15 protein-coding genes are annotated in these 14,385 nt (G+C 68.3%); 6 read left to right on the forward strand and 9 right to left on the reverse strand.

Annotation, left to right across the window (positions count from 1 at the left end; translation table 11 throughout):
- Nucleotides 1-78: 78 nt before the first annotated feature.
- The 3 genes from A3OK_RS0110825 to A3OK_RS23995 form a co-directional block, all read right to left on the reverse strand.
- A complete protein-coding gene (locus A3OK_RS0110825; RefSeq protein WP_026597137.1) occupies nucleotides 79-1,287 on the reverse strand; it encodes an aminotransferase class V-fold PLP-dependent enzyme in 1,209 nt (402 codons plus the stop codon).
- 109 nt (nucleotides 1,288-1,396) lie between these two features.
- A complete protein-coding gene (locus tag A3OK_RS23990; protein WP_155912002.1) occupies nucleotides 1,397-1,570 on the reverse strand; it encodes a hypothetical protein in 174 nt (57 codons plus the stop codon).
- A 91-nt stretch (nucleotides 1,571-1,661) separates the two neighbouring features.
- Nucleotides 1,662-1,895 carry a hypothetical protein gene (locus A3OK_RS23995; protein ID WP_155912003.1) on the reverse strand — a complete coding sequence of 78 codons (234 nt, stop codon included), beginning with the start codon at nucleotides 1,893-1,895 and terminating at the stop codon, nucleotides 1,662-1,664.
- A 12-nt stretch (nucleotides 1,896-1,907) separates the two neighbouring features.
- Here A3OK_RS23995 and A3OK_RS22690 point away from each other — a divergent pair, with 12 nt between their 5' ends.
- From A3OK_RS22690 to A3OK_RS0110845, 3 genes are all read left to right on the forward strand, one after another.
- Nucleotides 1,908-2,735: a UDP-2,3-diacylglucosamine diphosphatase gene (locus A3OK_RS22690; RefSeq protein ID WP_019904886.1), complete on the forward strand. Its 828-nt coding sequence runs from the start codon at nucleotides 1,908-1,910 to the stop codon at nucleotides 2,733-2,735.
- On the forward strand, nucleotides 2,732-3,802 hold the full coding sequence (locus A3OK_RS0110840) for a glycosyltransferase family 1 protein (RefSeq protein WP_019904887.1): 1,071 nt from the start codon (nucleotides 2,732-2,734) through the stop codon (nucleotides 3,800-3,802). The genes A3OK_RS22690 and A3OK_RS0110840 overlap by 4 nt, the downstream gene beginning before the upstream one ends.
- A gap of 137 nt (nucleotides 3,803-3,939) precedes the next feature.
- The gene (locus A3OK_RS0110845; RefSeq protein ID WP_019904888.1) at nucleotides 3,940-4,566 is read left to right on the forward strand and encodes a ribonuclease HII; all 627 of its coding nucleotides are present in this window, start codon (nucleotides 3,940-3,942) and stop codon (nucleotides 4,564-4,566) included.
- Here the strand turns inward: A3OK_RS0110845 and A3OK_RS0110850 are convergent.
- Nucleotides 4,553-5,686 (reverse strand): PA0069 family radical SAM protein, encoded by a 1,134-nt coding sequence (locus A3OK_RS0110850; RefSeq protein ID WP_019904889.1) that lies wholly within the window; start codon nucleotides 5,684-5,686, stop codon nucleotides 4,553-4,555. The genes A3OK_RS0110845 and A3OK_RS0110850 overlap by 14 nt on opposite strands.
- Complete coding sequence (locus tag A3OK_RS0110855) at nucleotides 5,683-6,024, reverse strand: VOC family protein (RefSeq protein ID WP_019904890.1); 342 nt, start codon at nucleotides 6,022-6,024, stop codon at nucleotides 5,683-5,685. Before A3OK_RS0110855 ends, A3OK_RS0110850 begins: the two co-directional genes overlap by 4 nt.
- A gap of 226 nt (nucleotides 6,025-6,250) precedes the next feature.
- Here A3OK_RS0110855 and A3OK_RS0110860 point away from each other — a divergent pair, with 226 nt between their 5' ends.
- Nucleotides 6,251-6,772 carry a hypothetical protein gene (locus A3OK_RS0110860; protein ID WP_019904891.1) on the forward strand — a complete coding sequence of 174 codons (522 nt, stop codon included), beginning with the start codon at nucleotides 6,251-6,253 and terminating at the stop codon, nucleotides 6,770-6,772.
- Here A3OK_RS0110860 and moaB read toward each other — a convergent pair whose 3' ends face one another.
- From moaB to A3OK_RS0110880, 4 genes are all read right to left on the reverse strand, one after another.
- Complete coding sequence (moaB, locus tag A3OK_RS0110865) at nucleotides 6,773-7,330, reverse strand: molybdenum cofactor biosynthesis protein B (RefSeq protein ID WP_019904892.1); 558 nt, start codon at nucleotides 7,328-7,330, stop codon at nucleotides 6,773-6,775.
- Between the two features lie 72 nt (nucleotides 7,331-7,402).
- Nucleotides 7,403-8,287 (reverse strand): glycosyltransferase family 2 protein, encoded by an 885-nt coding sequence (locus A3OK_RS0110870; RefSeq protein ID WP_019904893.1) that lies wholly within the window; start codon nucleotides 8,285-8,287, stop codon nucleotides 7,403-7,405.
- Nucleotides 8,288-8,505: 218 nt separating this feature from the next.
- Nucleotides 8,506-9,417, reverse strand: a complete 912-nt coding sequence (locus A3OK_RS0110875) for a neutral zinc metallopeptidase (RefSeq protein ID WP_019904894.1) — start codon at nucleotides 9,415-9,417, stop codon at nucleotides 8,506-8,508.
- A gap of 191 nt (nucleotides 9,418-9,608) precedes the next feature.
- On the reverse strand, nucleotides 9,609-10,493 hold the full coding sequence (locus tag A3OK_RS0110880; RefSeq protein WP_019904895.1) for a uracil-DNA glycosylase: 885 nt from the start codon (nucleotides 10,491-10,493) through the stop codon (nucleotides 9,609-9,611).
- A gap of 221 nt (nucleotides 10,494-10,714) precedes the next feature.
- Between A3OK_RS0110880 and A3OK_RS0110885 the strand changes: the two genes are divergently transcribed.
- On the forward strand, nucleotides 10,715-12,367 hold the full coding sequence (locus tag A3OK_RS0110885) for an electron transfer flavoprotein-ubiquinone oxidoreductase (RefSeq protein ID WP_019904896.1): 1,653 nt from the start codon (nucleotides 10,715-10,717) through the stop codon (nucleotides 12,365-12,367).
- Nucleotides 12,368-12,492: 125 nt separating this feature from the next.
- Nucleotides 12,493-14,349, forward strand: coding sequence for a tetratricopeptide repeat protein (locus A3OK_RS0110890; protein WP_019904897.1), 1,857 nt, complete (start codon nucleotides 12,493-12,495; stop codon nucleotides 14,347-14,349).
- The last annotated feature ends 36 nt before the right edge of the window (nucleotides 14,350-14,385 follow it).

A 14,385-nucleotide genomic window follows, 5' to 3' on the forward strand; every position in this document is an offset into this window, starting at 1 on the left:
CCCGGGGCCGGCACGGTGCCGGTCCCGGAAACGGTGTCGATCAGGACTTCACGAACCGATCAGGACTTTACGAGCCGATTAAGCCTTGGCGAGCGGGTTCTCGCGCAGGTAGCTCGATGCGGCGGCGACGCCGGAGCCCGGCTGCACCTTCACGCCGTTGTCGAGCATGGACATCTCCGCGCCGGCGATGGCGCCGAGGAGCGACAGCTCGTTGAGGTCACCGACGTGGCCGATGCGGAACACCTTGCCGGCCACCTGGCTCAGACCTGCGCCGAGGGCGAGGTTGTAGCGCATGAAGGCGTGCTTGATGATCGCGGCGGCATCGACGCCCTCGGGGACGAGGATCGCGGTGACCGTGTCCGAGTTCCACTTGGCTTCCTTGGCGCAGGTCTTGAGACCCCAGGCCGCCACGGCCTGGCGGGTCGCCTCGGCGAGAACCTTGTGACGGTTGTAAACGTTCTCGAGACCCTCTTCACGAAGGCAGGCGAGCGCCTCGCGCAGGCCGTACAGGAGCGGCAGCGGCGGGGTATAGGGGAAGTAGCCGGCGCCGTTCTGCTTCTGGTGGTCGGCCCAGTCGAAATAGACATGGGCGAGACGATCGTTGGGGCCCGACGAGGATTCGGCGGCCTTGAGCGCCTTCTGGCTGACGCAGATCACGCCGAGGCCGGCGGGGAGCATCAGGCCCTTCTGCGAACCGGCGATGGCGCAATCGACCTTCCACGCATCGGCGTAGAACGGCAGCGAGCCGATGGAGGAGACGCCGTCGACGAAGAGTAGGGCCGGGTGGCCGGCCGCGTCGATCGCCTTGCGCACGGCGCCGATGTCGCTGGTGACGCCGGTGGCGGTCTCGTTATGGACCGTCATGACGGCCTTGATCTCGTGGTTCGTGTCGGCGCGCAGCGCCTCCTCGATCCGCTCCGGGCTGGCGCCGGTGCCCCACTCCTCTTCCTGAACGATCACGTTCAGGCCGAGGCGCTGAGCCATGTCGATCCAGAGGTGGCTGAACTGGCCGAAGCGCGAGGTCAGGACCTTGTCGCCACGGTGGAGCGTGTTGGTCAGCGCGGCTTCCCAGATGCCGGTTCCGGATGCGGGAAACAGGAAGATGGTGCCTTCGGTCGAGCCGAAAACCGCCTTGGTCTCTTCGAACAGGGGCTTCGTCAGCGCCGGGAAATCGACCGAACGGTGATCTTCCGAGGGAACGATCATCGCCCGCTGCACGCGGTCGGGGATGTTCGTCGGGCCCGGAACGAACAGATGATTACGACCCGGTCGTCTCGTTGCCGCCATGTTGTGTCTCCGGTTCTTCTTCGGTGTGCGCGCACGCAGCGTGCGACGCTGGGATCGAATACGGTGGTCTGAGGTCGCGATCCGACTTCGGTTGGTGCCGGGGCGGTTCCTAAGCTTTGGGGGAAGATACGACAACGCTGCCGAAGGCCCGGTCCACGCTTTTCCCGCCGGATGCGACGGCAGGGTCCGCGCCCATCGACGACAGGCGCGCGGCCAGTCTCGCGTCATCACCGAGGATGGCGAGTTCCGGAACGCCCGACGCGACCGCCTTCGACTGAATCAAGCCTCTCTCCGTTGGCCGGGACGCGCGGTGCTCGCACACTCCCATGGCCGTGGACGTCGTTTCTCACCTCGTCGGCAACCTTGATTGCGCCTCATGCGGGCTCCGGACACACGCTTTCCAGCGCGATCCGGTGGGTCACCTTGGGCTGGACTATGCCGGGGTTCGCCGTCGAAGGAAAATGCAAAAAACTTCGCGGCCACTCAAAAAATTTGTGGCGCAGCGCAGCATCCTTGCGATGCGCTTCAATCGGCATCGCCGGGGAGGAAGCGGGCCGCGTCATCAAACTGATACGGGAATCCGGTTTGGCTCGGTCCACCGAAGCCATTCGGAGAAGGTCGTGGGCGAAGATACAGAGAAGACGATCCGCGTGAGGACGCTCTTCCTGTCCGATATGCATTTGGGCACGAAGGGCTGTCAGGCAGGGCTGCTGCTGGATTTTCTGCGCGATTACGACGCCGACGAGATCTACCTCGTGGGCGACATCGTCGACGGGTGGCAGCTGAAATCGGGCTGGTTCTGGCCGCAGAGCCACAACGACGTGGTCCAGAAGCTCCTGCGCAAGGTGCGCAAGGGCTCGACGCTGGTCTACATCCCCGGCAACCACGACGAGTTCCTGCGCGACTATCTCGGCATGACCTTCGGCGGGATCGAGGTGGTGGACGACCGCATCCACGTCGCCGCGGATGGGAAGCGCTACCTCGTCATCCATGGCGACCAGTTCGACATGGTCGTGCGCCATGCCAAATGGATCGCCTTCCTGGGGGACGGCGCCTACACGTTCGCGCTGTTCGCCAACACGCATCTGAATACCCTGAGGCGCCGCCTCGGCCTCGCCTATTGGTCGCTCTCGGCCTGGGCGAAGCTCAAGGTGAAGAACGCCGTCAACTTCATCGGCAAGTTCGAGGAGCTGCTCAGCGCCGAAGCCCGGCGCGTCGGTGCCGACGGCGTCATCTGCGGCCACATCCATTCCGCCGCCCACCGCCAGATCGGCGGCCTGACCTACCTGAACACCGGGGATTGGGTGGAATCCTGCACCGCCATCGTCGAACATTACGACGGCACCATGGAGGTGCTGCATTATCCGAGCGTGCTGCGGGCGCGGGCGGCGGCCGAAGAAGCGGAGAGGAGCGCGATCCTCACCGATAAGGCGCGGGCGGTCGCGTGAGGCTGCTGATCGCCACCGATGCGTGGCACCCGCAGGTCAACGGCGTCGTTCGCTCCCTCGAGAACATGGCGGCGGCGGGCCGCGAACTCGGCTTCGAGACCCTGTTCCTGACCCATCAGGACTTCGCCTCGGTCCCGCTGCCCGGCTATCCCGAGATCCGCCTGTCCTACGCCACCAAGGCAAAGGTCGCCCGGCTCTGGTCCGACCTCGCCCCGACCCACGTCCATGTGGCGACGGAAGGGACCGTGGGTTACGCCACGAGGCGGTACTGCCTCGCCCATGGCCGCCCGTTCACCACGAGCTACCATACGCGGTTTCCCGAATATCTCGCCGCGCGCGCCCCCGTCCCCGAGAGCTGGAGCTATGCCTGGCTGCGGCGCTTCCACGGTGCGGCCAGCGGGACGATGGTCTCGACCCCGTCTCTGGAGCGCGACCTCGCCTCGCGCGGCTTTCGCAACCTGATGCGCTGGACGCGCGGGGTCGACACGGACCTGTTCCGGCCCGCCGCCGCCGACGAGGCGCCCCCCGATGCCCTGGCGGGGCTGCCCGGCCCGTTCTTCCTCTTCGTCGGCCGGCTGGCGGTGGAGAAGAACGTCTCGGCCTTCCTCGATCTCGACCTGCCCGGCACCAAGATCGTGGTCGGTGACGGGCCCGACCGTGCGCGTCTCGCTGCCCTCCATCCCCAAGCGCGCTTCCTCGGCACCCTGACCGGCGCGGCGCTGGCGCGGGTCTACGCCGCGGCGGACGTGTTCGTGTTCCCGAGCCTGACCGACACGTTCGGCATCGTGCTGCTCGAAGCCCTCGCCTGCGGTGTTCCGGTGGCGGCCTTTCCGGTGACCGGCCCCCTCGACGTCATCGGCGAGACCGGTGCAGGCGTGCTCGGCCCCGATCTACGCGAGGCCGCACTCGCAGCCCTCGCGATCCCGCGCGAGCGCTGCCGCCGGGAAGCCCTGCGCTACACCTGGGGCGAGAGCGCGCGCCAGTTCTTCACCAACATCTCGCTCGCGCACGGCACCGGTCTCCCCATGCCCCGGCGCCGTTCGTTTAGGGCCGCGCCGGCGGTTTAGCGCGGCGCGGAAAAAGGGGGTGACGCGGCGGCCTCCCCGGTGCGAGGGTTTCGCGCTCACCGTGGCCGCTCCCGCACAGCCTCTCCCGCGCGAGGCCCGGTGACGGGCCGGTCGGTGAGGTGTACTCCGCCGGGCTCATGACCAGACCGTTCGCCGATCCCGCCGCCACCGCCCTCCCCGCCCTCATCGGTTGCGACGAGGTCGGGCGCGGTGCCCTGTGCGGCCCTGTCGTCGTGGCGGCGGTGTGGTTCGATCCGGCCGTGTTTCCGGTCTCGATCCTCGCCAGCCTCGACGACAGCAAGAAGCTCGACCGGCCGACCCGCGAGCGCCTGACGCCGCTGATCCGCGCGCATGCCGAGGTCGCGGTCGCGGCCGGCTCGCGGGACCTCGTGGACCGGATCAACGTCCGTGCCGCGACCCTCGACGCCATGCGCCGGGCGGTGGAGAAGCTGGCGATCGAGGCGCCGGTGTCGGTGGACGGGCGCGACGCCATTCCCGGCCTCGCCCTGCCGTGCCGAGCGGTGATCGGCGGCGACCGACTGGTGCCCCAGATCGCGGCGGCCTCCATCGTCGCCAAGACCCTGCGCGACGACTTGATGCGGGTTCTGGCGAAACGCCACCCGGCCTATGCCTGGGACCGCAACGTCGGCTACGGCACCGCCGCCCACCTCGCCGGGCTCGCCCGTCTCGGCCGCTCGGCGCATCATCGGGTGAGCTTCACCCGGCGCTTCGGAGCCCCGGTCCCGGGGCTCACAGCAGGCTGAGCTGCGCGCCCCTGGCGGCCGTGGCGGTGAACAGGTCCGTGCGCAGGTTGATGCGCGCCTCCGCATAGCCGAGGCGCTGGCGCGCCAGCCGCATGCGGTGTCCGATGAGGTCGGCATAGGCTCCGGTGCCGGTCATCCGCCGCCCGAACGCGGCGTCGTAGGCCTTGCCGCCGCGCGCCTCCCGAACCAGCGACATGACGTGGTTCCGCCGCCCCGGATAATGCTCGGCGAACCAGTCGTTGACGAGATCATCGAGTTCGAGCGGCAGCCGCAGCAGGACATGGCGGGCCTCGACCGCGCCGCATTCCCGCGCCTGTTCCAGCACCGCCTCGATCTCGTGGTCGTTCAGCGACGGGATCACCGGCGCCATCATCACCAGGACCGGGATGCCGGCGCGGCTCAGCTGACGGATCGCGTCGAGGCGACGGGCGGGATGGGGAGCACGCGGCTCCATCCGGCGGGCGAGGCCCGGATCGAGCGTCGTCACCGATATCGCCACCTTGACGAGGCCGAGCTCGGCCATCGGCGCCAGGATGTCGATATCGCGGGTGACGAGGTTCGACTTGGTGACGATACCGACCGGATGGCGGAAGCGCGCCAGCACGCCGAGCAAGGCGCGGGTGATGCCATGGTCACGCTCGATCGGCTGATACGGGTCGGTGGCCGTGCCGAGGGCGATCGTCTGCGGCACGTAGCCCTTCGCCGACAACGCGCGTTCCAAGAGCTCGGCCGCATTTGCCTTGTGGAAGAGCTTCGTCTCGAAATCGATGCCCGGCGACAGGCCGACATAGGCGTGGTTGGGGCGGGCGAAGCAGTAGATGCAGCCGTGTTCGCAGCCGCGATAGGGATTGATCGAGCGGTCGAACGGCAGGTCCGGCGAGGTGTTGCGCGTCAGGATCGTGCGCGCCCGCTCGGGAACGTCCTCGGTGCGCAGGCGCGGGATCGCCTCGTCCGAGGCCCAGCCGTCGTCGAAGGCCTCGCGCCGGGCGGGTTCGTAGCGGCCGGTCGGGTTGGCCGTGGCGCCGCGCCCCTTTCGCGCGCCAGCCGACGCGGTGCTCGCCGCAAGCCGTCGATCGGGCGTGCCGAACGCGTCGTCCCGCTCCTCCCCCGCCGCCGTCACCGTTCGGACCAGACCGCCAGCTCCGTTCCGGCCGGGTCGCGGAAATGGAACCGGCGTCCGCCAGGGAAGGCGTAGATCGGCGCCAGGATCGTGCCGCCCGCGGATTCCACCCGCGCCAGCATCGCTTCGAGGTCGTGGGCATAGAGCACGGGCAGCGGCGCCCGCGTCGCCTTCGCCTCGTCGGCGTCGAAGCCGCCCTCGAGCCCTTCGTCGAAGGCCGCGTAGCGTGGGCCGTAATCCGTGAAGGTCCAGCCGAAGGCCGCCCCATAGAAGGTCTTCACCGCCTCGATCGCGCCGCCGGGCAATTCGAGATAATCGAGCTTTCCATCCTGTCGCATGTGTCGCTCCTTCCGATCTCGCCCTCATCGATATCGCGCGGCGCGACGTCGGCACTGGCCACGCCATCCCGCGCCGATGCGGGCGACGAGAACATATCAGGAACTCGCCCGGTATCGCTGCTCTTATTTCGTGCAAATGCCGTGGATCGGCGCCTGAGCACAGGTTCTTGCAGCCCTGTCACCGGCATCCGGCTTTTCGAACGGCGAAAATACGGTATGCGCGCGCATGATTTCGGCTCTGATATACGTGGCGAGGCCGAACGACCCCGACGTGGTCGATCACCTCGCCGATTCGCTGGGGGCGCTCGTGGAGGGCGTCGCCGCCGGCCTCGTCGGCGACGCGGTCATCATCGCGGCCTCGCATCACGCGGCGCTCGATGCGGTCGCCGAGGCGACCGGGGCGACGTTCGTCACGCGGCCGAATGGGACGAGGCCCTGGTCGGCGGGAGCGAAGGCGGCGCGGCGCGAATGGGTCCTCTGCCTCGACGTCGGCGACGTGCCGGGCGAGGGCTGGATCCGCGCCATCGACCGCTTCATCGGAACGGCCGGTCCGGAGACCATCCTCGGGCGGTTGCGCCGCCCTCATGCCGGCTTGCCGTCCCGCCTCGTCGCGCGGGGTGAATCGGTGATCGGCGTGCGCTCACCGCGTGCCGGTGATCTGGTGCGCCGCGACCGGCTCGTCGCCAGCGCCGATTTCTCGCCCCGCCTTCGGCCGCGACGGGTGAACGTCCGCCTCGACAGGGCCTGATCAGACCGGGATCGAGGCGCCCCGCCGAAGGTGCTCGTCGAGGCGCGGCATGATCTCGACGAAGTTGCAGGGCCTGTGCCGGTAATCGAGCTGCGCCGCGAGGATGCCGTCCCAGGCGTCCCGGCAGGCACCGGGCGATCCGGGCAGGACGAAGACGAAGGTCGCGTTGGCGAGCCCCGCCGTCGCCCGCGACTGCAGCGTCGAGGTCCCGATCTTGTCGTAGGAGATGCGGTGGAAGACCGCCGAGAAGCCGTCCATCCGCTTCTCGAACAGGGGCTCGATCGCCTCCGGGCTGACATCGCGCCCGGTGAAGCCGGTGCCGCCGGTCGTGATCACCACGTCGATGTCGGGGTCGCGCGTCCAGGCTTCGACGCGGGCGCGGATCGCGGCCACCTCGTCGGGCACGATGGCGCGGTCGGCGAGGCGGTGCCCCGCCGCTTCCAGGCGCTCGCACAGCGTGTCGCCCGACCGGTCGTCCTCGGCGACGCGCGTGTCGGAGACGGTCAGCACCGCGATCGACAGCGGGATGAAGCTACGGGTCTTGTCTGCGGCAACCATGGAGGGCGGCTTTCCGGCTCGGCGATTCCGCTCGATTCTAGCCGCGAAGATGGGGCGAGGTCGATCCCGCCGTTACAGCTTTGCGGTCCGTTCCGGCGAGATGCGACCGCGCGCGACGTCGAGGAGCGCGGCGATGTTGCCGGCGAGGCGCCCGCGCCGGTCGATATAGGGTTCGGGCTTGAGCGAACGCACGACGTTGGCCGCGAAGTTGCGCGCCATCAGTTTTCCGAGGAACGGCACGGTGAGCGTCCCCTTCCTCATGAGATAGACGGAATTGGCGACCTGGGAATAGCCGACGCGCTTGCCCCGTTCGCGCCCCATCTTGTTGCCAAGATGAACGCCCCAGAGCGCGTCCGCGCGGGCGGTGCGGCCCCGGCGCGCGACCTGACCGCCGAAATCGGAATCCTCCAGCCAAGCATAGAGCGGCAACCGTTCATCGAAGCTCAGGCCTTCGATGGCGCTGCCCCGAAACGCCATGTTGCAGCCGTAGGGGCCGATCCCCTCGTGCAGCGTGTCGTCGGGCGTCTCGCCGTGCCCGTCCTCGTCCCGTACCACCCGCAGGCCCTCGTCGCGGGCGATGCCGGGCGACTTGGCGCCGTCGGCGAGAACGCGTCCCGTCAGGCAGGCCACGTCCGGCCGCTCCCTGAAGGTCGCCACCATCTGTTCGAGCCAGAAATGCGAGGGGATGAAATCGTCGTCGAAGAAAGCGACGTAATCGTAGTTCCCGCCCGCCAGGGCGAGCCCGTCGTTGCGCTGATGCGCGCTGCCGATTCTGCCGACGCGGGCCGTCAGGCCGGGACCGTCCTCGATCCCGCCGAGATCGTCCGCTTCGGAGCCGACGATCACGATATGATCGGGGGCGAGGCTCTGGCCCTGCAGGAGCATCACCAAACCGCGCACCAGGGTCGGCCGCCCGCGGGTGGCGATGATGATGGCGACGGTCTCGGTCACGGACATGGTGGAGATCTGCCTCGAATCGCCGGTTCCGGGCCATCCGCGTTCACCGGAACGGTTCGGCCTCGCCAGCGATCCTTGGCGCTCCAGGGTTGAAGCGATCGTTACGTCGTCGCCGCCTGTAAGGTCGGCGGCGACGAGTCTGCGGCTATGCTTTCCGAACCCTCATCGGCATCATGACAAGTGGAGCGGACTACGCTCGTCCTGCCGGCCCGGCGGCTTCAGTTCCGGGCGGCCCTGAAGGTGTCGCAGGATTTGGTCTGGCCGCTCTTGTAGCCGGTCATGAACCAGCGCATCCGCTGGTCGGACGAGCCGTGGGTGAAGGAATCGGGCACGGCGTAGCCCTGCGACTGCTTCTGGAGCTTGTCGTCGCCGATGGCGCTCGCGGCCTTCATCGCTTCCTCGATGTCGCCCGGCTCCATGGAATTGAACTTGTCGTTCGAGTTCTTCGCCCAGACGCCGGCGAGGCAATCGGCCATCAACTCGACGCGCACCGAGAGCTGGTTCGACTCGACCTTGCTCGACGCCGCCTGCTGGCGGCCCTGGACCTTGCCGAGGATGCCGAGTTCGTCCTGGACGTGGTGGCCGACCTCGTGGGCGATGACGTAGGCATAGGCGAAGTCACCCTTCACGCCGAACTTCTGTTCCATTTCCTTGAAGAAGGAGGTGTCGAGATAGATCTTCTTGTCGAGCGGGCAGTAGAACGGCCCCATCGCTGCCTGGGCCGAGCCGCAGCCGCTGCGGGTGCCGCCCTTATACAGAACCATGCCGGTCGGGTGGTACTGCTTGCCGGTCTGGTTGGGCAGGATCTCCTTCCAGACGTCCTCGGTATTACCGAGGATCGCGGCGGCGAAGCGCCCGTTCTCGTCGGTCGGCTTGGTGTTGCGCTGGGCCTGGGTCTGCGGGTCGACCTGTTCCTGGCGCGGGCGTCCGCCGCCGCCCATCTGCTCGGCGCCGCCGATCAGGATGGCGGGATTGATGCCGGTGACCCAGCCGATGATGCAGAGGATGACGATGGTCCCGATGCCGAGCCCGCCGGCGCCGCCACCGGGAAACCCGCCGCCGCCACCACCACCGCCCTCGCCGCGACGGTCCTCGACATTGTCGGACGAGCGGAAATCTTCCCAGCGCATGATCTCGTCACCCTTCGTGGCATCGGTTCGCGTCGCGGCGCATCTGGTGGCGTAGGCAAGTCGTGGCGAAGGCTTGTCGTGGCGCAGGCTTGCCCGGCCCCGACCGTCACGCGCGGCTTGGTCACGACCCCGTGTGCCCGAACTAATTCCCGGGTGAAAGATACGGTTCCGCTTGCGCCGCGCGTTTCACCTCACGCCCTGCCCTCGAGCGTCGCCTGCAGAAGGCGGAAATCTCTCCAGGCGAGGCGTTTCTGCAGCGGCTGCCGCAGCAGATAGGCCGGGTGCAGGGTCGCGAGCGCCCTTATCTCCCGGTCTCCGACCCGGTACGGATAGAACCGTCCGCGCGCTTTCAGGATGCCGTCCTTCGTCCCGGTGATCGCCTGCGTCGCCGGACTGCCGAGGCAGACGATGAGGTCGGGGTCGGCGAGCTCGATCTGCCGCTCGATGAACGGCTTGCAGATCGAGACTTCCTGGGGCGTCGGATTGCGGTTTCCGGGCGGTCGCCACGGCACGATGTTCGTGACGTAGGCCTTGGTCCGGTCGAGGCCGATCGCCGCCATCATCCGGTCGAGCAACTGGCCGGAGCGGCCCATGAACGGTTTGCCGACCCGGTCCTCGTCGGCCCCCGGCGCCTCGCCGATGAACATCAGTTTCGAGGCCGGGTTGCCGTCGGCGAAGACGAGGTTCTTGGCGGTGAACTTGAGGGGGCAGCCGTCGAAGCCGGCGAGCAGCGCCTCCAGCTCCTCCATGGATGCGACGTCGCGAGCCCGCGCCCGCGCATCGCCCGCCGCCTCGCCGGGTCTGGCCGAGGCCGATTGGCCGTAGGTCCGTGCCGGGGGAGCCGCGGGCGTCGGGTCACGCGAAGGCAGTTCGCGACGGGGTGGCGGCGGATCGGCAGGGGACGGATCCCGGGCGGGCAGCTCGCGCCGGGCCGGCGCCGGTCGCCACAGCGACGGTTCGTCGGGCTCCGAGAAACGGTCATGCGGCCGTTCGTCGAGGCAGAGATCGACGCCGGCTTCCACATGGAAGTCGAGATCGGCGATCACATCGCGCGGCTGGTCGGGACCCTGGCTCATGACTCTCGATGTGGCCTCAAACCGACCTGTGGACAACACTTTGCGCGACACTTCGCGTGGGCATCGAGGCCCCGGCGGAGCGGGCCCATTCCATGCCGAGACCATCGGCAGGCTTGCGTTCCTAGCTTGGAATGGGTTGAGAGTGTTCGCAATCATGGCACCACGCGTCTGCCGGCCGGTCTCGACCGGTCTCGGCCGGCGCGGCAGGAGGAGTTTCGAGGATGGCGTTGCCGGAACGCGAGGGCATGGATTTCGACGTGGTGATCGTGGGCGCGGGGCCCGCGGGTCTCGCCGCCGCGATCCGCCTCAAGCAGATCGCCGCCGATCTCACCGTCGTGGTGGTCGAGAAGGGGTCCGAGGTCGGCGCCCATATCCTGTCCGGCGCGGTGATCGACCCGCTCGGGCTCGACCGGCTGCTGCCCGATTGGCGCCAGGACGAGGCCCGGCCGCTCAAGACCGAGGTCGAGCGCGACGAGTTCCTGTTCCTCACCAAGAACAGCGGCCTCACGCTGCCGAACTTCACCTTCCCGAAATTCATGTCGAACCACGGCAATTACGTCGGCTCGCTCTCGAACGTGACGAAGTATCTCGGCGTGAAGGCCGAGGAGCTCGGCGTTGAGATCTATCCCGGCTTCCCGGCATCCGAGGTGCTCTACGACGACGCGGGCACCGTTATCGGCGTCGCCACGGGCGATCTCGGCATCGGCAAGGCCGGCACGCCGCGCGAGGATTATACCCGCGGCATGGAGTTGCGCGGCAAGTACACGATCTTCGGCGAGGGCGCGCGCGGCTCGCTCACCAAGACGCTGATCGACCGCTTCCAGCTCAATAAGGACAGCGACCACCAGAAATACGGCCTCGGCGTCAAGGAGCTGTGGCAGCTCAAGCCGGCGACGTTCGAGCCCGGCCTCGTGCGCCACACCATGGGCTGGCCGCTCTCGAACAAGACCGGCGGCGGCTCCTGGCTCTACCATTTCGACGACCACCTGCTCTCGGTCGGCTTCGTCACGCACCTGAACTACGAGAACCCGACCCTGTCGCCGTTCGACGAGTTCCAGCGCTTCAAGACCCACCCGATGATCCGCGACGTGTTCGAGGGCGCCAAGCGCATCGGCTACGGCGCCCGCGCCATCATGGAGGGCGGCTGGCAATCGGTGCCCAAGCTCGTCTTCCCCGGCGGCTGCCTCGTCGGCTGCTCGGCCGGATTCGTCAACGTGCCCCGCATCAAGGGCTCCCACAACGCCGTCCTCTCCGGCATGCAGGCGGCCGAGGCCATCGCCGCCGCTCTGACCGCCGGGCGCCAGGGCGATGAGCTCGCCGATTACGAGGCCGGCTGGCGCGACAGCGACATCGGCCGCGATCTCAAGCGCGTGCGCAACGTCAAGCCGCTCTGGTCGAAATACGGCACCCTCGTCGGCGTCGGTCTCGGCGGTGTCGACATGTGGGCGCAGACGATCCTCGGCACCTCGCCCTTCGGCACGCTGAAACACGGCAAGCCGGACCACGCCGCGACCAAGCCGATCGAGCAAGTGACTCCGATCGTCTACCCGAAGCCCGACGGCAAGCTGACCTTCGACCGGCTCTCCTCGGTCTATCTCTCGAACACCAACCACGAGGAGGACCAGCCGCCCCACCTCAACGTCAAGGACGCGGCGCTCCAGAAGAGTTCCGAGCACGACGTCTATGGCGGCCCCTCGGCGCGCTACTGCCCGGCCGGCGTCTACGAATGGGTGCAGGAGGGGGCGGGCGTGCGCTACCAGATCAACGCGCAGAACTGCGTCCACTGCAAGACGTGCGACATCAAGGACCCCAACCAGAACATCAACTGGGTGACGCCGGAGGGGCCGGGCGGCCCCAACTATCCCAACATGTGAGGACGGCCCAACCCCAGGCCGCCCGTCATCCTTTCGCCTTGCGGGGATGGCGGGAAGAGTTCAGTGTCCCCGCCCGATCGGCATCGGCCCCTCAGGCCGATGCGCTACACACGCGACTGGTGCCCATGAACGGAAACGCCGCGACCCGCCGGACCCTCTCGGCCCTCGCCTTGTGCCTCGCCGCCTCGGTGGCGACGTCGCTCACCGCCATGGCCGCCCAGCCACGGGAATCGACTCCGATGACGGAGTACGAGCCGGCGGAATCGCTCGAGGGCAACTTCCTCTCGGCCTATATCGCGGGTGCGTCCAAGGACACCTCCGCCGCTGCGAGCTTCTACCGCGAGGCGGTGAAGGCCGACCCGCGCAACGCCGAACTGCTCGAGCGCGCCTTCGTGTCGCTGCTCGCCGACGGCGCCCTGCCCGACGCCTTCCGCGCCGCCGAGCGCCTGACCGCCCGCGACGGATCGAACGGTCTCGCCCAGCTCAGCCTCGGCGTCCGCCAGATCAAGGCCGGCCAGTTCGCGCAGGCACGGCAGAACTTCTCCCGCAGCGGCCGTGGCGCCGCCGCAGACCTCACCAGCACGCTGCTCACAGCCTGGGCCTATGCCGGCGCCAATGACGGCAAGCGCGCCCTCGAAGTGGTGAGCAAGCTCAAGGGCGAGCGCTATTACAACACGTTCCGCGACTTCCATGCCGGGCTGATCGCCAACCTCGTCGGCGACCAGGCGGAGGCCGAGCGCCGGCTGAAGGCCGCCTACGACGCCGACCAGAATACCCTGCGCATCGTCGACGCCTATGCCCGGTTCGAGGCCCAGTCGGGCCGGACCGACCTTGCGATCCAGGCCTATACCGCCTTCGACCAGCTGCTGCCGCGCCACCCGATCGTGCGCGACGCCCTCGACAAGCTGAAGGCCGGCAAGCCGCTGACCCGCCTCGTCAACACCGCCCAGGAAGGGGCCGGCGAGGTGCTTTACGGGCTCGGCGCGGCCGGATCGACCCAGGGCGACGAGCTGCCCGCCGTGGTCTACCTGCGCCTTGCACTCTATCTCGCGCCCGAGCACGCCCTCGCCCGCCTGACCCTCGCCGACACGCTCGACCGGATGAAGCAGACCGAGCGCGCCAACGACGCCTATGCGCAGATTCCGGCGACCTCGCCGCTCAAGCTCAACGCCGACATCCAGATCGGGCTCAATCTCGAACAGCTCGGCAAGGGCGAGGAGGCGATCCAGCTCCTCGACGCCGCGATGAAGGAGCATCCCGACAATATCGACGTCGTCACGGCGCTCGGCAACGTCCAGCGCTCGCGCAAGAAATACGAGGAGGCGGCGGCCACCTACAGCCGCGCCATCGATCTCATCGGCAAGCAGCCGGCCTCGAATTTCTGGACGACCTTCTATTTCCGCGGCACCGCCTACGAGCGGGCCAAGCAATGGCCGAAGGCCGAGGCCGACCTGAAGAAGGCCCTGGAACTGGTGCCGGCGAACCAGCCGGCGGCACGGGCGCAGGTGCTCAACTACCTCGCCTATTCCTGGGTCGACCAGAACATGAATATCGACGAGGCCTTCACGATGCTGAAGCAGGCCGTCGATGCGAGCCCGCGCGACGGCATGATCATCGACAGCCTCGGCTGGGCCTATTTCCGCCTCGGCCGCTACGACGACGCCATGCGCGAGCTGGAGAAGGCGATCGAGCTGAAGCCCGGCGACCCGACGATCAACGACCATCTCGGCGATGCCTATTGGCGTTCGGGCCGGCGGCTGGAGGGCAAGTTCCAGTGGCAGCACGCCAAGGACCTGAACCCCGAGCCGGACGACCTCGCCAAGATCAACGCGAAGCTGAAGGACGGCCTGCCCGAGCTGGAGAAGCCGGCCGCCACCGCCGAGAACCCGCCCGAGGCGGAGAAGGTGAATCCCGAACTGCCCAAGGGCGCGCCGGCCCCGACCGAGCCTCCGGGCGCGGCCGACAAGAAGACCGGCGGCTGAGCCACGGGTCCGACGGGCCTGAATCTGACTTGACGA

Source organism: Methylobacterium sp. 77 (assembly GCF_000372825.1).
GTDB lineage: Bacteria > Pseudomonadota > Alphaproteobacteria > Rhizobiales > Beijerinckiaceae > Methylobacterium.